A 16974-nucleotide genomic window follows, 5' to 3' on the forward strand; every position below is an offset into this window, starting at 1 on the left:
CCGCAATGTCGTCAACGAACCGTATTCTACGCAACGGTCGCGAAACAGAGTTCGCGACTTGATCGACGAGCAAGGAGAACGGGGATGGACATCGGCCTGGTCGGATTAGGAAGAATGGGCGGCGGCATCGCACGCCACTGGCTCCGGAACGGACACCGCGTCGTCGGATACGACCTCACCCCCTCGATCGTGGCGTCCCTCGTGGACGACGGTCTGGAGGCGGCGGACGATCTGACCGATCTCGTGTCGCGTCTCGACGGCCGGCGCGTGATCTGGACGATGCTGCCGGCCGGGCAACCCACCCGGGAGGTCACCGCGTTCTTCGAGGACGCCCTCGCGGCCGGTGACGTGCTGATCGACGGCGGCAACACGAACTACCACGAGACCGTGGCCCGGGCCGAGCGGTGCGCTGCCCGCGAGGTGCGTTTCCTGGACGTCGGGACGTCGTCGGGGCTGCTCGGGCGGGATCTCGGCTACTGCCTGATGGTCGGCGGTGACCGCGACCTGGCGCTCGAGTTCCTGCCGCTGCTGGAGCAGATCGCGCCCGACGGCGGCTGCCGGTACGTCGGGCCGTCCGGGTCCGGGCACTACGTCAAGATGGTCCACAACGGGATCGAGTACGGGCTTCTCGAGGCATACGCGGAGGGCTTCGAGGTGCTGCGGGCGAGCGATTTCGACCTGGACCTGGCCGAGATCGCCGAGTTGTGGCGGCACAACAGCCTGGTCACGTCCCGGCTGCTGGATCTGCTGTCGACGAAGCTGAGCGCGGATCCGGAGCTGTCGAAGTTCGGGGACTACGTGGAGGATCTGGGCACCGGGCGGTGGACGGTCCTCGAAGCCATCGCGCGGGACGTCCCGGCGCCGGCGATCACGGCCGCGCTGCTGACGCGGATCCGGTCCCGGCAGGACAAGTCGTTCGGCGGCCAGGTGCTCTCGGCGCTGCGGGAGGAGTTCGGCGGTCACGTCGTGACCCGCCCGGGCGGCCCGATCGCCTGACCGACCGGTGCGCCCCGCTGCGTCGGGGCGCACCGCCGTCTTCCGAGGAGTGTTCCGTGATGTCGTTGATCAGGCCACCGCGGCTTCAGCCCGGCGACCGGGTCGGGGTGATCGCCACCAGCAACGCGGTCGCCCTGGGGCGGCTCGAACGAGGCTGCGAGCGGCTGCGGGCGGCCGGGCTGGACGTCGTCCTCGGCGAGCACGTGCTCGCGCAGCACGGCCCGTACGCGGGCACCGACGAGCAGCGGGCCGCCGACCTCACCGCGGCCTGGTGCGACGACAGTATCCGGGCGGTGTTCTGCGCCCGCGGCGGCTACGGCGCCCTCCGGTTCCTCGACCGGCTGGATCCGGCGGTGTTCGCCGGAGCCCGGCCGAAACCGCTGGTCGGGTTCAGCGACATCACGGCCGTGCAGCGCTGGCTGGCCCGGCACGCGAACGTCGTCACGTTCTACGGGCCGATGGTGGCGAGCGAGACGTTCGTCTCCGCGGCCGGCGCGCCGTGGGCGGACGCGATGCTCCGGACGCTTTTCGCGCCCGGCGAGGCTCTGGAGTTGGGCTCCCCCGGTGCTCGCGCGCTCGTGGCCGGCGCGGCGACCGGCCCGGTCGTCGGCGGCAACCTCAACCTGCTGGCGTCGCTGCTCGGCACCCCCGAGGGCGGATCGGCGGCCGGGGCGATCGTGCTGCTGGAGGACGTCAACAAGGAGTCGCACCGGCTGGATCGGCTGTTCACCCAGCTCCTGCGGGCCGGCTGGTTCGACGGGGCGCTCGGCGTCGTCGTCGGGACCTGGGAGGGCTGCGACCCGGACGCCGACGACGTCCTGCGGGAACGGCTGGGCCCGCTGGGCGTCCCGATCCTGACCGGGTTCGACGTCGGTCACGGCGCCCGTCAGCTCACGGTGCCGCTCGGCGTGACGGCGACGCTCGACACCGCGGCCCGGACGCTCACCTACACGGAGCCGGCGCTGGCGTGACCTCCTGCTGCACGGCGTCGAGCACGCGCTGGGCCTCGTCGGTGGAGACGACGGCCGGATCCCAGGTCAGGCGCAGCGTGAACCGTCCGGCGGTGTGCCGGACGTCGAGGGTCAGGTCGAACTTGGCCTGCCCCGGCGGCAGGTCGACCTCGCGCGCGCCGGCCAGGCCGAGGACGTAGCCCTCGTCGGCGGCGTAGTAAAGGCTCGGGAACGACTCCGGAACCTCCCGGACGCGCCGGAGCCGCCGGACGAGCGCGGGCAGCGGCACGAGCGGCCGATCGAGGGCCTCCGGGAGCGGGTCGTCCGAGATCAGGAGCCGGGTGTCGACCAGGTACCCGGCGACCGCGCCGGCGTCGACGGCCCGGGCCCGGCCGTCGGCACAGCCGAGGACGAACGACGTCAGCCCGAACGTCCGGGCGAGCGCGCTCCGGTAGGCGTCGAGCAGGCGGACGAACGGCGACGCGCCACCCGGGGTGCGCAGCGCGGCCGACGCGGCCCGGCTGAGCTCGGCCCGGAGGTACCCGGCGGTCGCGGCCCGGAGGTGGCCGGCGTCGGCGGGCCGGGAGCGGTCGCGGTCGGACCGCAGGCCGAGCGTGATACCGCCGGAAGCCAAGCGGGCGACCAGGCTCTCGACGGCGTCCACGGACTGCTCGGTGCCGGCCCGCGCGGTCGCCCGGACGGTGGCGTCGCAGATCGTCGAGGCGGCGGGGGCGGGGCGGTAGTCCGGGTCGGCGTAGGCGCGGGCCAGGTCGGTGAGGAAGAGACGGAGCGACCAGCCGTCGATGACCAGGTGGTGCCAGACCAGGACGAGGAGCCCGTGATCGGGCGGATAGGTGATCCAGGCCGTGCGCAGGAGCGGGCCGGCCGCGAGGTCCATCGGACGGCGGGCCGGCACCGTGGCGGCCTCGATCGCCGCCTGCCGGTCGGGCACGGAGTAGCGCTCGTCGAGCCCGCCCGACGCGCCCGGGGGCGGGAGGCTCAGGACCACCTCGTCGCCGGTGTCGTGCACGGTGGCCCGGAAGGCCGGGTGGGCGCCGGTGGCTCGAGCGAGAGCGGCGGCGAGGCGGTCGGGGTCGGCGCCGGGGAGGTCGACGCAGTACGTCTCCAGATAGCGGGTCGAGCCCGGATCCAGCTGGTCGTGCATCCAGACGCCGAGCTGCGCCGGGGTGAGCGGGGCCTCGGTGCGGCCGGTGATCCCGTCGTCGCCGGGCTCGGTGGCGGGCGGGTAGGTGCTCAGCGCGTCGGCCAGGTCGCCCAGCGTCCGGGCGGTGAGGAGCTCGTGGGCCGTCACCGCCCGGCCCGACGCCTGGCTGAGGGCGACCGCGGCCGACACGGCGGTGAGCGAGGTGCCGCCGGATTCCAGGAACCCGTGGGCCGGGTCCGGGAAGTCGCCGAGCGCGCCCCCGACGGCCGCGTTCACCGCGCGCCAGGCGTCGTCGGTGCGGGTGTGGACGGTGGGCGGGGCCGGCGCCGCGAGCCGGGCCAGCGCGGTGTGGTCGGTCTTGCCGTTCGCGGTCTGGGGCAGCGCCTCGAGCGCGACGATCACCGAGGGAACGGCGGCCGCCGGCAGGACGCCGAGGAGCGCCCGCCGCACGCCCACCGGATCGACGACGTCGCCGCGGGCCGGGACCAGGTACGCGGCCAGCGCGCCGTCTCGCGGGGCCACGACGACCTCACGGACCGGCACGGCCTCCCGGATCGCGGCCTCGACCTCGCCCGCCTCGATGCGGACGCCCCGGATCTTGAGCTGGCGATCCCGGCGCCCCTCGAAGACCAGCGTGCCGTCGGGGAGAACACGGGCCAGGTCGCCGGTGCGGTAGGCCCGGCGTCCGTCGGGGAGGGGCCGGAAGCGGCCGTCCGGGTCGCCGCCCAGATAGCCGCGGCCGACGTTGACGCCCGCGACGACGATCTCCCCGGACCCCGTCCCGTTCTCGTCGTCGAGGTGGAGCGTGACGCCTCGGGTGGCCGTGCCGATCGGCGTGCGGTCGGACGGATGCCCGCCGGTGCGGGGCACGAGGTAGCGCGCGCAGTAGATCGTCGCCTCGGCCGGGCCGTAGCCGTTGACGATCCGGAGCCCGTCGCGCAGCCGCAGCAGCTCCTGCAGGAGGCCGAGCGGGATCGGCTCGACCCCGACCAGCAGCCGGGCCAGGCCCGGCACCAGGCCCGGGTCGGCGGCCAGCGCGTCGCGGAACCCGGTCAGGAGCCCGGGCGGAACGTAGGCACTGTGGACGCCCCGGGCGTGCAGGAACCCGGCGAAGCTCGCCGCGTCGATACGGGCCTCCGGCGGGACGATCGCCACCGTGCCGCCGCGCCGGAGCGGTGACCAGCACTCCCACAGCGAGACGTCGAACGTCGGGCTGGTCCACCAGGACCCGGTGTAGGGGATTTCGACCGGTGCGAGTTCGTCGAGGTCTTCCAGAACGTTCAGCAGGCTCCGGTGCTCGATCTCGACCGCCTTCGGGGTGCCGGTCGAGCCCGAGGTGCTGATCACGTAGGCGACGTCGTCCAGCGCCGGCCGGTCGAACTCCGGGGCGCCGGTGGCCTCGACGGCGGCCGTCACGGTCGTGCGGGGCGCGCAGGCGTCGAGGATCTGGTCGATGCGGCGCGGCGGCAGCGCCGGGTCGATCGGGACGTACGCGGCCCGGCGGCCGAACGCGGCCAGCGCCGCCGCGACCAGATCCGCGCCGGGCGGCAGGACGACCCCCACCCGATCGCCGGGCCGCACGCCCCGGCGGCGGAAGTCGTCGGCGAAGCCCGCGGCCGCGGCGACCAGGGCGCCGTAGGTGGTCGACCGGGCGGGCTCGACGACCGCCACCCGGCCCGGCTCGGCCCGGGCGGTCGCCAGCACCGCGGCGAGGAGCTCAGACACCGTGCACGGCTCCGGACAGCGCATGCAGACCGCGGACGATCTCATTCGCGACGCGCTCGATCGTCTCCCGGCGGTAGAGCTCGGTGCGGTACGTCAGCACGCATCGCACCGACGGCCCGGCGTCCCAGACGTCGAGGCGCACGTCCCGGTTGCTGTGCCGCTCACCGCCCGGCACCGGCAGCAGGGTCGCGTCCAGGCCGTCGAAGCGGAGCTCGGTCTCCCGGGCCGCGTTGATCGAGAACCTCAGCCCGAACCCCTGGTCGGACCGCAGCTCGGGCAGCAGAGCCTTGTAGTGGATGCCGGAGTACTCCTCGACCACCGGGAAGTCGCGGGCCACCCCGAGGCACACCTCGGCGACGCTGCGCGGCGCGCGCAGGTCGAACCGGAGCGGCGCGGTGTGGGTCAGCTCGCCGACGACCGACTCCAGCCGGACGGTGCTGCGCTGCCCCACCGACACCCCGACCAGCAGGTCGTCCACCCCGGACACCTCGGCCAGGGCCAGCGCGAACACGCTCACCAGCACCGCGAACCGGGTGACGCGATGCTCGTCGGTGAACGCGGTCAGCAGCGCGGACGCGTTCTTCGGCAGGCTGAACGGCACCGCGGCGGCGTCGTAGGTCGGCGACTCCGGCCGCGGCCGCTCGGCCGGGAGCTCCCGGAACGGGTAGCCGCGCAGGTACCCACGCCAGAACGCGAGGTGCTCGGCCGTCGCGGCCGGGGTCTTGCGGGCCTCCTCCTGGGCGACGTACTCGCGGTACGGCACCGGCGGCGGCACCTCGCGGCCGGAGTAGGCCGCGGCCAGGTCGTGCAGCAGCACCGGCCCGGACTGGCCGTCGAAGAACAGGTGGTGGGTGACGATCGCCAGCACGCTCTCGTCGGGGCCGAGACGGTGGAGCGCGACCCGGAACGGCCGCTCCCGGGTGACGTCGAACGGGCGCAGCTCGGCGGTGTTCGGCACGTCGTCGAGCGACCGGACGTCGACGACCGGCAGGTCGACCGGCGCGGGCGGATGGACCAGCTGCGCGTCGGGGCCGATCGTGCTCCGCAGCGCCTCGTGGCGCGCGGCCACCGTCGTGGCCGCGTTACGCAGCGCGGCGACGACCACCGGGCCGCGCAGGTGGACGAGCTGGAGCATCTCGGCGTCGGCCCCGCCGTCCTCGAGGATCGCCAGCAGGCTCCGCTGGGCGTCCGACAGCGGGACGGTCGTCGTCTCCGGCACGGCGATCGGCGGCGCTGCGCCGGACGCCGTGAGCGAGGCCGCGAACTCGTGCAGCACCGGGGTGGCCAGCAGCGTCCGCAGCGACGTCGAGTACCCGTGGACGTCCCGGAGCCGGGCGACGATCCGGGTGCCGCTGAGCGAGTCGCCGCCCTCGGCGAAGAAGTCGGTGTCCCGGCCGACCGGGGTCTTTAGCACCGCGGCCCACACCTCGGCGACCGTGCGTTCCCGGGCGTCCCGGGGTTCCTCGCCGGTCGGCAGGGCCGCGCGGTCGATCTTCCCGTTCACGGTGAGCGGGATCGCCGGCACGACGTCGACGCGGCCCGGCACCATCGCCGCGGGCAGCACGCCGGCCAGCTGCTCCCGCACCGACTCGGCCGCCCCGACCACGTAGGCCACGAGACGCCCGTCGTGCAGCGCGACCGCGGCCTGCCGGACGCCGGGCAGCGCCAGCAGGGCGCGTTCGATCTCCGCGAGCTCGATCCGGTGGCCCCGGATCTTCACCTGACGATCGAGGCGGCCGAGGAAGTGCAGCTCGCCGCCGTCGTCCCAGGCCGCGCGGTCTCCGCTCCGGTACCACCGGCCGGGCTCGCCCCAGGGCGCCGGCCCGAACCCCGGCTGGTCGCCCAGGTAGCCGCGGGCGACGCCGGGCCCGCCGATCCACAGCTCACCGGCCACACCCGGGGACGCGACGACCCGTCCGTCGTCGTCGACCACGCGCAGCAGTGCCCCGGCGGCCGGCCGGCCGATCGGCGGTAAGCCGTCACGGGCGTACGACCGGAGGTCACCGGTGGCCGTGACCAGCACCGTCGCCTCCGAGGGCCCGTACGCGTTGACGACCGCGGCCGGGAAGTCGCGGTCGGGCCAGACCCGCAGCACGTCGCCGCCCAGACGCAGGCCCCGCAGCGTCGACGGGCGGCGGCCGAGCGTCAGCAGGGCCTCGCCGACCGGCGTCGGCAGCACGCCCTGGGTGATGCGCTCGGCGTCGAGCCGGGCCAGCAGCTCGTCCGGGTCGCGGACGGCCTCGTCGGGGAACGGGACCAGCGTGGCCCCGGCCGCCAGCGTGCCCCAGATGTCGAGGATCGACGCGTCGAACCCCGGGCCGGTCGTGAACACCACCCGATCGGCGGGCGTGAGCCCGTACTCGGCGACGTACCAAGCGATGAGGTTGGCCAGGTTGTCGTGCCCGACCGCCACGCTCTTCGGCTCACCCGTCGACCCCGACGTCGAGATGACGTAGGCCAGGCCGTCGGCGGCGCGCGGCGAAGCGTCCGGACAGGAGTAAGAGGCGGGCAGCACGCGGGAGGTTTGGGCGCTGCGCAGCGCGGACTCGATCCGCGCCGGCGGGAGCGCCGGATCCAGCGGCAGGAAGGCCGCACCGGCGAGCCAGACGCCCAGCTCCGCGGCCACCAGCTCGGGGCCGCGCGGGAACACCAGACCGACGATCTCGCCGGGCCGGACCGCAGCCGCGTAGCGGCGCGCGCGCCGGACCAGCTCGGCGTAGGTGACCTCACCGACCGCGGCCGAATCCGGCGCGACCTCGGCTCTTCGGATCACCCGCTCGGGAACGCTCTCCATGACCCCACTCCCTACTCCGCCGCTACGACGATTTCCTCCGCCCGGGTCCGCGACCCCCACCGCGCGACCGGCCCGATCAGCAACCCGAGCACCAGGAAGATCCCGCCGACGATCGCCCAGCCGGGCATTCCCCACCCCAGCACCACCGAGGTGGCCAGAATCGGCCCCACGATCCCCTCGACCGACACTCCGAGGGAGAAAACGCCCTGGTACTGGCCCATCAACGCGTCCGGAGCGAGCCCGTAGCTCAGCCCCCACGACGCGGCCCCGGTCCACAGCTCCCCGAGCGTGAGCAGCACGACCCCGGCCACCAGCAGGGCCACCGCGATTGCGGCCCCGGCCGAGGCGGCCGACCCCAGCAGCAGGCAGGCCGGCACCAGGACCAGCGCCCCCAGCCGACCGGCCCGCGCCGCTCCCGGCACCGACTCCGCGCCCCCGCTCAACCGCACCTGCAGCACGACCGCGAGCACGGTGTTCAGCGCGACCAGCACCCCCACCAGCGCCGCCGGGGCCGACGTCGACCGCACGATCCACAGCGGGAGCGCGATGACCAGCAGGCTGTGGTGCAGCATCAGCAACCCCGACAGCAACGACGAGGCCAGGTAGGCGGGGTCACGCACCGCGACCCACCCCGGGGAGCCGGGCGAGGCTCCGGCCGACCGCGGGATCGCGGCCACGCACACGGCGGCGACCGCGCAGCTCACGACGTACGCACCGAGCAGCGCCAGGTAGGCCGGCCGGGTGTCGAGCTGCAGCGGGACCGCGGCCGCCAACGCGCCCAGCGCGGCCCCGGTGTTGAACACCGCGCGCTGCTGCGCTTTGAAGCGCACCCGTCCGTCGCTCCCGGCCACCCGGCTCACGAGGACGCTGCGCGCGACCCAGCACCCGCGGTCGACGAACGTCACCGCGGTCAGCACGACGACGAACATCGGCGCCGACCGCACGAACGCGTAGCCCACGAGCAGCACGGCCTGGACGACGAACAGCCACAGCGTCAGCGTCCGCGGGTCGATCGAGTCGCACAGCCGGCCGAACAGCAGCGGGCCGGCCAGCGCGACGACCCCGGCGACGGCCAGCCCGGCCCCGACGACCTTCGGGTCCAGGTGCACGAACCGCACGAAGAACAGGCCGCTCGCGGTGACGAACGCGGCGAAGCCGAACGAACTGACCAGCGTGGCCAACGTCAGCGCGCGTTCCGGCCCGGACGCCGGCCAGAGTTCTCTCATCGCCCCCAGACTGCGGGAGCGGCCTTGCGGAAAGCTTGTGCGGTCAGGGCTTGTGGGCGACCGCCCCGTCGGCGGCGATGTCGGCGGCCGAGGGACGCGGGCCGGTCTCGTCCTCGGCGCGCCACTCGGAGATCGACACCAGGCCGGGTGGAACCAGCTCGAGCCCCTCGAAGTACCGCGCCACCTCGGCGCGGGACCGCATCTCGAACGGCACCCGGCCGACGTCGGTGAGCCCCTCGGCCTGCTGCTTGGGCAGGTAGTCGTCGACCGCGTGGGTGACCGCGAGGAAGCTGCCCGGCGGCAGCGCGTCGACCAGCGTCCGGACGTGCTCGTAGGGTTGGTCGCTGTCTTTCATGAAGTGCAGCAGCGCGATCAGCATCAGCCCGATCGGCTGGGAGAAGTCGAGGATCTCGCGGGCCTGGGACAGGATCGTCTCCGGATCCCGGAAGTCGGCCTGCAGGTAGGCCGTGGCCCCGGCGTCGGTGCTGGTCAGCAACGCGCGGGCGTGGACGAGGACGATCGGGTCGTTGTCGACGTAGACGATCCGCGCGTCGGGCGTGAGCGACTGGGCGACCTCGTGCGTGTTGTTCGCGGTCGGGATGCCGGTGCCGATGTCGAGGAACTGCCGGATCCCGGCCTCGCGGGCCAGGTACGTGACCGCACGGCGGAGGAACTTCCGGTTCTCGACCGCCCACAGCTTGATCGTCGGGAACGCGGCGATCACCGCGTCGCCGGACTCGCGGTCGGCCGCGAAGTTGTCCTTCCCGCCGAGCCAGTAGTCGTACCGCCGGGCCGGGTGGGGCACCGAGGTGTCGATCGACAGGCCGTCCGTCATGGCGCCCACCCTAGTGCTCACGCTGAGCGACGGTCATCCGGCTCCCCTGTGGACGACCTCTTGCCCCCGGCAACGAGTTGGTATAGACCTGCGTCGTCGCGCGTGAGGTACCGGTTGACGAGGAGTGACCCGTGGCTGGTGAGGGTCCGCGGCTCGGCCGCGAATTGAGCATCTGGGAGGCCGTCGGAATCTCCGTCGCCCTCATGGCGCCGTCGATGGCGGCGAACATCAATCCACAAGGCATGGTGGGCAGCGTCGGGCGGGCCGTGCCGCTCACGTTCGCGCTGGCCACCGTCGGCGTCCTGCTCGTCGCGTACACGTTCGTGCGCCTGACTCAGAAGTTCCACCACTCGGGGTCCGTGTACGGCTTCGTCGGGGCGACGCTGGGCGCGCGCCCGGGTGTCGTCGCCGGTTGGGGCCTGCTCGGGACATATCTCTTCTACGCCGTGGTCACGTCCACGGCGTCGGCCCGGTTCCTCGTGTCGTTCCTCGACGGCACCGGTCTCTGGGACTCGCCGCCGGACTGGATCGTGCTGCCTCTCGTCGGCCTGGTGCTGCTGGGCGTGCTCTGGCTGACGATCTCGCCGATCCGGCTCGGCACCCGCGTGCTGCTGATCGTCGAGGCGTCGACGGTCGCGCTGATCCTGATCGTCGCGGTCGTCGTGCTGGTGAAGGTGAGCGGCGACGGCAAGTTCACGACGTCGCCGTTCACGGTGGCGCCGGGCACCGACACCAGCGCGCTGTTCCTCGGCGTCGTGTTCGGGTTCCTGTCGTTCGCCGGTTTCGAGGCGGCGGCCACGCTGGGTGAGGAGACCCGGCAGCCGCGCCGGGACATCCCGCGGGCGATCCTCGGCACCGCGATCTTCGGTGGCGTCTACTTCGTGTTCGTCACCTGGGTCGAGGTGATGGGCTTCGGCACCTCGTCCGACGGGCTGGCCGCGTTCGGATCCTCCGGATCCCTCTTCGGCGACCTGGGAACCCGGTACGTCGGGGCCTGGCTCGGCGACCTCATCAGCCTCGGCGCGGCGATCAGCGCGTTCGGGTGCGCGCTCGCCTGCGCCGTCGGCGCGTCGCGCCTGCTGTTCGCGATGGCTCGGGACGGTCTGGCGCCCGCCCCTCTCGCCCGGGTCTCTCCGGTGAGGCGGACGCCTATCGGCGCGGCAGTGGGGGTCGTGCTGGCGGCCGCGGTGATCGAGGTGCTGCTGTGGCTGGTCTACCGGGACGGGTCCGACACGTCGCTCGCGGTCTTCGTCGCGGCCGGGGTGATCGGTACGTTGGTGCTGCTCGTGGTGTATGTCCTGGCTTCGGTGGGAGTGATCCGATTGCTGTTCGTCGGCCGTGACCCGCGCGTGCGGACGTGGGAGGTGATCATCCCGGTCGCCGGGCTGATCGTGCTGGGCTACACGCTCTACCGCAACGTGATCCCGCTGCCCGAGGGCAAGAGCCTGGTGGCACCGGCGGTGGCCGCGGTCTGGCTGCTGGTCGGGCTGGTGGCCGTGCTGGCCGCCCCGCGTCTGACCCGGCGGGCCGGTGCGGCGCTGACCGCCGACGAGGGCCTCACGGCGGCGAAGGAGCGGGTGTGACATCGGCGAGCCCGGCCCCCGATGACCGGGCTCGGGCGCAGCAGATCGCACACGAGCTGCCGTCGCTGGGGGTGCACGGCGTCGCGCTGACCTACGTCGACACCGCGGGCATCACCCGGGTGAAGGCGGTGCCGGTCTCGGCGCTGGGCTCGGCGGTGCGGTGGGGCGTCGGCATGTCCCCGGTGTTCGACCTGTTCCTGGCCGACGACTCGATCGTCGGCACCGACAAGCAGGGCGGCCCCGATGGCGACCTGCGGCTCTACCCGGACCTCGACCAGCTGACCGTGCTGGCCGCCCAGCCCGGCTGGGCCTGGGCGCCGGTCGACCGGCTGACCCAGGAGGGCGTCCCGCACGTCAACTGCTCGCGGTCGCTGCTGCGCCGGGTCGTCGACGAGGCGGCCGGGCGCGGGCTGTCGATCCGGGCCGCGGTCGAGATCGAGTTCGTGCTCGACCGCGGGGACGGGCCGTCGTTCGAGCCCGCGTGTTCCGGGCCCGCGTACGGGATGACCCGGCTGGTCGAGCAGAGCGAGTTCTGCGCCGAGGTGCTCGCGGCGATGGCCGCCCAGGGCGTCGACGTCGACCAGGTCCATCCGGAGTACGCGCCGGGGCAGTTCGAGATCTCGGTCGGGGCCACCGATCCGGTGGCCGCGGCCGACCGGTCGGTGCTGGTCCGGCAGACGCTCCGGGCGCTGGCGCGCAAGTACGGCCTGCGGATCTCGTTCTCGCCGTCGGTGCTGGCCGGGGGCGTGGGCAACGGCGGCCACGTGCACCTCTCGCTGTGGCGGGGCGGCGCGAACCTGCACGGCACCGGTGACCGCCGGTACGGGATGACGCCGGACGCCGAGGCGTTCGCGGCCGGGATCCTGGAGGCGCTGCCCGCGCTGGCCGCGGTGAACACGCCCAGCCCGGCCAGCTTCCTGCGGCTGCAGCCGTCGCACTGGGCCGGCGTCTACGCCTGCTGGGGGCACGAGACCCGGGAGGCGGCACTGCGGGTCGTGACCGGGACGACCGGCGTACGCGAGCGGGCGTCGAACCTCGAGGTGAAGTGCGTCGACCTGGCCGCGAACCCGTACCTGGTGTTCGCCGGGCTGCTGTCGGCCGGGCTGGACGGCGTGGACCGGGGGCTCGAACTGCCCGAGGAGGTCACCGGGGATCCGTCGCGGTTCTCGGCGTCCGAGTTGGCGTCGCGCGGGATCACGCCGCTGCCGACCACGATGGACGCGTCCCTGGCCGCGTTCACGGCCGACGCGAAGCGCTGGGGCGACCTGCTCGCGGACGCGATCGTGGCGGTGCGCCGGGGCGAGGAGGCCCGGATGGAGGGGCGCTCGCCGGACGAGGTCGCCGAGGCCTACCGGTGGGTCTATTGAGTACGTATCCGCTGGTGGATCACCACTGCCACGGGGTGGTGACCCGGGACCTGGATCGCGCCGGGCTCGAGGCGCTGCTCAGCGAGGGTGGCGCGCCGGCCGACGGGGAGTCGAACTTCGACACGCCGCTCGGGCTGGCGATCCGGCGGCACTGTGCGCCGCTGCTCGATCTGCCGGTGCACGCGCCGGTGGCGGAGTATCTGGAGCGGCGGGCGTCGCTCGGGGCCGAGGAGGTGGCTCGGCGTTTTCTCGGGGCGACCGGGACGGCGCGGTATCTCGTCGACACCGGGTTCAACGCGTCGGGGCTGACGTCTCCGGCGGAGTTGGCGGTGCTGGGCGGGGGTTCGGCGTCGGAGATCGTGCGGTTGGAGTCGGTGGCCGAGGCGGTGGCGGCGGCCGGGGTCGAGCCGTCGGAGTTCGGGGACGTCTTCCGTTCCTCGCTCGCCCGGGTCGTGGCGGAGGTGGGGGCGGTCGGGGTGAAGTCGGTGGCGGCCTACCGGACCGGGTTCCGGCTCGACCCGTCGCCGCCGAGTCCGGCGGAGGTGTCGGCCGCGGCGGCGCGGTGGCTGTGGTCCCGTGGGGCTGGTGACGGCGGAGCCGCCGGAGCCGGCGGGGCTGATGGTGGCGGGGCCGGCGGAGCCGGCGGCGGCGGGGGCGGTGGCGGCGAAGCCGTCGGAGGCGGCGGGGGCGGGTGGCGGTTGGCCGAGCCGGTGTTGCAGCGGATGACGTTGGAGGCGGCGATCGAGCTCGGGCTGCCGATCCAGTTCCATGTGGGCTTCGGCGACAGCGACATCCGGATGACCGAGGTCGACCCGACGCTGCTGTCGGACTGGATCCGGCGCCACCGGGTGCCGGTGATGCTGCTGCACTGCTGGCCGTTCCAGCGCCAGGCGTCGTTCCTCGCCCACGTGTTCCCGAACGTCTACGTCGACGTCGGGCTGGCGCTGCACTACGTCGGGCCGCGGCGGGGCGTCGAGGTGCTCGCCGAGGTCGCCGAGGTGACCCCGTTCAGCCGACTGCTGTACTCGTCGGACGCGTACGGGGCGCCCGAGCTGTACGCGCTCGGTGCGCACGGCTTCAGGGTCGCACTGGAGGCCCTGCTGACCGATCGCGTCGAGAGTGGCGAGTGGTCGGCGTCCGACGCGGACCGGATCGGCCACCTGATCGCGCACGGCAACGCGGAACGCGTCTACCGGCTGTGACGGACCTCGCCACGGCCTGGCGGGCCGCCCTCGCCGCCGAGTTACCGGGCGCGGTCGCGCTGCGCCACCAGCTGCACGCGATGCCCCAGGTCTCGGGAGCGGAGGAGCCGACCGCCCGGCGGGTAGCCGCCGCGATCCTCGCCGGCCGGGCCGGCGGGGACGGCGCGGCCGACCTGGCCGACCCGGACGGCGCGGACGGCGCGGACGGCGGGGACGGCGGGGACGGCGGGGGTTCCCGGTCGTCGCCGGGCCGGGGCGCGTCGGCGGTCCGCCTGGAGACGATCGCCGGGACCGGGCGGTTGTTGCGGATCGGGCCGGACGGGCCGGCGGTCGGGCTCCGGGCCGAGATGGACGGGCTCCCGGTCGCGGAGGCGACCGGCGCGCCGTTCGCCGCGGTCAACGGCGCGATGCACGCCTGCGGTCACGACGTGCACCTCGCCGCGCTCGTCGCGGTCGTCCGCGCGGCCCGCCGCATCGACCTCCCGGCCGGTCTGGTCGCGGTGCTGCAGCCCCGCGAGGAGGTCGGCCCGACCGGCGCGGCCGACGTCGTCGCCTCCGGACGTCTGCTCGATCTGGACGTCCGGTCGCTGGTCGCCGCCCACGTGCAACCGCTGGTTCCGGCCGGGTGCGTCACCAGCGACCCCGGCCCCGTGAACGCGTCGGTCGACGAGATCGACATCGTCATCACCGGGCGGGGCGGCCACGGCGCCTACCCCCACCTGGCCGCCGACCCCGTGCCCGCGCTGTGCCGGACCGTGCTCGCCGTGCCGGAGGCGGCCCGCGCCGCGGTCGATCCGCTGCACCCGGTGGTGGTGACGATCCCGCAGCTCGCCGGCTCGGGAGCCCCCAACGTCCTGCCCGGCGTGGCGACCGCCTCGGGCACCGTGCGGGCCATGCGCGAGCCGGACCGGAAGCTGGTGCACGACCGGATCGGCCGCACCGTGCGCGCGATCGCCGAGGCGCACGGCTGCACCGGCGAGTACCGCATCCGGCGGGGTGAGCCCGCGCTGGTCAACGATGCGGCGCTCGCCGGGGCGTCCGCCTCGTGGTTGAGGACGTTCGGAGTGCCGTCGGCGAGCTTCGCGTCCTGCGGGTCCGACGACTTCGCCACCTACGGTCCGCAGGTGCCGATCCTGATGCACTTCGTCGGCACCGGAGAGGGCCCGGAGGGCCCGATGCTGCACGACGCGCGCTACCTGCCGGGAGACGGGACCGTGGAGCTGACCGCGCTGGCGCTGCTGGCCGGGTGGCTGGCCGGCTACGGGCTGATCGGGTCGTAGGGAGGGTCACGGTGGCGACGGCCGGGTTTCGCTACGGCGGGTGATGGGGTTCTGGCATGATCGTCGCCATGACGACGCCCGGCCTCCTGCGCGAGGTTCGTGCTGTCGTCTTCGCGCTGGTGTGTCTGAGCGTGTCGGTGCCGCTGCACACCTGGGCGCACGGTGCTCTCCCGCCGCTGACCGCGGTGCTGGCCGGGGCGGGTCTCGTGCTCGGCGCGGGCGTTTTGCTGGCGAACCGGCGCCGGGGCTTCGGCGCGATCGCCGGGACGCTGGGCGTCGTCCAGGCCGGGCTGCACGGCCTGTTCTCGGTGGTGGGGGCTGAGCCGGGGCACGTGATGGTGCCCGCGCATTCAGCCTCGACGATGGTGTTCGCGCACGTCGTGGCCGGTCTGCTGGCGGCGGCGTGGCTGTTCGCGGGCGAGGTCGCGGTCTGGCGTCTCGTGCGGTGGGTGGGGCGGCGGGTGCCGGCTCTGTTCGCGGTGGCGCGACTGGTTCTTGTCGTGCCTTTGCCGAGGCTGGCGTGCGCGCGCCGAGCCGAGCGGCACGTGCCGCTGCCCCGGTCGTTCTGGTCCCGCACCGTGGCCCGCCGAGGCCCTCCCGCACTCCGACTCCGCTAGCCCGCCGCCTACCGTTCGCTGCGCCCTGATGCGCGACGCCGCCCCTGATGGCGCGCTGCCGCCCGGATGGCGCGGTGACGCCGCCGCTGATGGCGCGCTGCCGCCCGGATGGCGCGGTGACGCTGCCGCTGAGGGCGCGGAGGCCTGCGTGCGCTGATGGCACGGACGCGCTGCGTGCCCGCGCCACGCGGTGGCGCCGTACGGCATCGCGGTGGCGCGCGGCGCTGCACTGAAGGCGGGGCGGCCCCGCCGCGCCGTAGCGGTGCGCGGTAGCGCTATGCGGTCGCGGCGTTGCGCGGCAGCGCGGCGGTGCCGTGTGGTGCGGCAGTGCAGTGCGGCAGCATTGCGCGGTGCGGAAGCGTCACGCGGCGGTGCGGTGCGGCGCGGCAGCATTGCGCGGTGCGGAAGCGTCACGCGGCGGTGCGGTGCGGCGCGGCAGCATTGCGCGGTGCGGAAGCGTCACGCGGCGGTGCGGCGCGGCAGCATTGCGCGGTGCGGCGCCGCAGTGCGGTGCGGCGCGGTACGTCGCGCGGCGCGGTGCGGCGCGGTGCGGTGCGTCGCGCGGTGCGGTGCGTCGCGCGGTGCGGTGCGTCGCGCGGTGCGGCGCGGCAGTGCGGTGCGGCGCGGCAGTGCGGTGCGGTGCGGCGCGGCAGTGCGGTGCGGCAGCGCGTCGCGCGGCGGGGCTGCCATGGCGCGTGGCGCTGCGTTGGAGGCGCGGTGGCGTTGCGCCGTAGTGGTCGCCGGGTGGTGTGCGGCCGTGGAGGTGCGCGGTGGCGCCGGGGTGGTGGCGTCGTGCGGCAGCGCGGTGGCGTCGCGCTGACGGTGCGGTGGCATCGCCGGTGGCACGGCTCGGCTGCGCTGGCGGTGGCGCCGTGCGGTGGCGCCGTGCGCCGTGCGCCGGTGGTGGCGTCGCGCGGTGCGCGGCTGTATTGCGCGGACGCGGCTCAGCCGCGGTCGCGCGGCGAGTTTCCTTGACCTGCCTCGGTGGCAGCGGCGTTGTGCCGTGCCCTGGGCGCTCACTTGTGGAGAGATTTCGTGACGATCAGCTCTGACCCTCCCCGGCCCACTGTTGTGACAGGAGTGAAGGAAGCGACCGACGTGACGCCGGTTTCGGCGCCACCGGCAACGCTCGTGGCGGCACCACCAGCCGCGGTCCCGGCGACGCCCGCGCCCGTCTCGGCGCCCCCAGCCGCAACGCCGCCACCCGCGGCGCCCCCATCCGCAACGCCCCCAG

Annotated in this window: 11 protein-coding genes; 7 read left to right on the forward strand and 4 right to left on the reverse strand. The window is 74.5% G+C overall.

Annotation, left to right across the window (positions count from 1 at the left end):
• Positions 1 to 84 precede the first annotated feature (84 nt).
• Together gnd and FL583_RS21150 are read left to right on the forward strand one after the other, a co-directional pair.
• The gene (gene gnd, locus FL583_RS21145; RefSeq protein ID WP_142706441.1) at positions 85 to 996 is read left to right on the forward strand and encodes a phosphogluconate dehydrogenase (NAD(+)-dependent, decarboxylating); all 912 of its coding nucleotides are present in this window, start codon (positions 85 to 87) and stop codon (positions 994 to 996) included.
• A 59-nt stretch (positions 997 to 1055) separates the two neighbouring features.
• Complete coding sequence (locus FL583_RS21150) at positions 1056 to 1967, forward strand: S66 peptidase family protein (protein WP_142706590.1); 912 nt, start codon at positions 1056 to 1058, stop codon at positions 1965 to 1967.
• Here FL583_RS21150 and FL583_RS21155 read toward each other — a convergent pair.
• Genes FL583_RS21155 through FL583_RS21170 form a run of 4 tightly spaced genes read right to left on the reverse strand, consistent with a single transcriptional unit; the run spans position 1939 to position 9691 of the window.
• A complete protein-coding gene (locus tag FL583_RS21155) occupies positions 1939 to 4836 on the reverse strand; it encodes an AMP-binding protein (RefSeq protein WP_170323780.1) in 2898 nt (965 codons plus the stop codon). The genes FL583_RS21150 and FL583_RS21155 overlap by 29 nt on opposite strands.
• Positions 4829 to 7630 (reverse strand): AMP-binding protein, encoded by a 2802-nt coding sequence (locus FL583_RS21160; protein WP_142706443.1) that lies wholly within the window; start codon positions 7628 to 7630, stop codon positions 4829 to 4831. The genes FL583_RS21155 and FL583_RS21160 overlap by 8 nt, the downstream gene beginning before the upstream one ends.
• An 11-nt stretch (positions 7631 to 7641) precedes the next feature.
• Positions 7642 to 8856, reverse strand: coding sequence for an MFS transporter (locus FL583_RS21165; protein WP_142706444.1), 1215 nt, complete (start codon positions 8854 to 8856; stop codon positions 7642 to 7644).
• A 43-nt stretch (positions 8857 to 8899) separates the two neighbouring features.
• The gene (locus tag FL583_RS21170) at positions 8900 to 9691 is read right to left on the reverse strand and encodes an SAM-dependent methyltransferase (RefSeq protein WP_142706445.1); all 792 of its coding nucleotides are present in this window, start codon (positions 9689 to 9691) and stop codon (positions 8900 to 8902) included.
• Between the two features lie 131 nt (positions 9692 to 9822).
• Between FL583_RS21170 and FL583_RS21175 the strand changes: the two genes are divergently transcribed.
• Genes FL583_RS21175 through FL583_RS21190 form a run of 5 tightly spaced genes read left to right on the forward strand, consistent with a single transcriptional unit; the run spans position 9823 to position 15740 of the window.
• The gene (locus FL583_RS21175; RefSeq protein ID WP_142706446.1) at positions 9823 to 11274 is read left to right on the forward strand and encodes an APC family permease; all 1452 of its coding nucleotides are present in this window, start codon (positions 9823 to 9825) and stop codon (positions 11272 to 11274) included.
• Positions 11271 to 12641 (forward strand): type I glutamate--ammonia ligase, encoded by a 1371-nt coding sequence (locus FL583_RS41040; protein WP_205752321.1) that lies wholly within the window; start codon positions 11271 to 11273, stop codon positions 12639 to 12641. The genes FL583_RS21175 and FL583_RS41040 overlap by 4 nt, the downstream gene beginning before the upstream one ends.
• On the forward strand, positions 12638 to 13843 hold the full coding sequence (locus tag FL583_RS21180; RefSeq protein ID WP_205752322.1) for an amidohydrolase family protein: 1206 nt from the start codon (positions 12638 to 12640) through the stop codon (positions 13841 to 13843). Before FL583_RS41040 ends, FL583_RS21180 begins: the two co-directional genes overlap by 4 nt.
• Positions 13840 to 15123, forward strand: a complete 1284-nt coding sequence (locus tag FL583_RS21185) for a M20 metallopeptidase family protein (protein ID WP_142706448.1) — start codon at positions 13840 to 13842, stop codon at positions 15121 to 15123. The genes FL583_RS21180 and FL583_RS21185 overlap by 4 nt, the downstream gene beginning before the upstream one ends.
• Positions 15124 to 15179: 56 nt before the next feature.
• Positions 15180 to 15740 (forward strand): hypothetical protein, encoded by a 561-nt coding sequence (locus tag FL583_RS21190; protein ID WP_142706449.1) that lies wholly within the window; start codon positions 15180 to 15182, stop codon positions 15738 to 15740.
• The last annotated feature ends 1234 nt before the right edge of the window (positions 15741 to 16974 follow it).

The organism is Cryptosporangium phraense (assembly GCF_006912135.1).
In the GTDB taxonomy this organism is placed as follows: Bacteria; Actinomycetota; Actinomycetes; order Mycobacteriales; family Cryptosporangiaceae; genus Cryptosporangium; species Cryptosporangium phraense.

Excerpts from the sequence above, each read along its gene's own strand:
- FL583_RS21150 (WP_142706590.1), top strand. The coding sequence starts at position 1,056 with ATGTCGTTGATCAGGCCACCGCGGCTTCAGCCCGGCGACCGGGTCGGG.
- FL583_RS21160 (WP_142706443.1), bottom strand. The coding sequence starts at position 7,630 with ATGGAGAGCGTTCCCGAGCGGGTGATCCGAAGAGCCGAGGTCGCGCCG.
- FL583_RS21165 (WP_142706444.1), bottom strand. The coding sequence starts at position 8,856 with ATGAGAGAACTCTGGCCGGCGTCCGGGCCGGAACGCGCGCTGACGTTG.
- FL583_RS21190 (WP_142706449.1), top strand. The coding sequence starts at position 15,180 with ATGATCGTCGCCATGACGACGCCCGGCCTCCTGCGCGAGGTTCGTGCT.
- gnd (WP_142706441.1), top strand. The coding sequence starts at position 85 with ATGGACATCGGCCTGGTCGGATTAGGAAGAATGGGCGGCGGCATCGCA.
- FL583_RS21170 (WP_142706445.1), bottom strand. The coding sequence starts at position 9,691 with ATGACGGACGGCCTGTCGATCGACACCTCGGTGCCCCACCCGGCCCGG.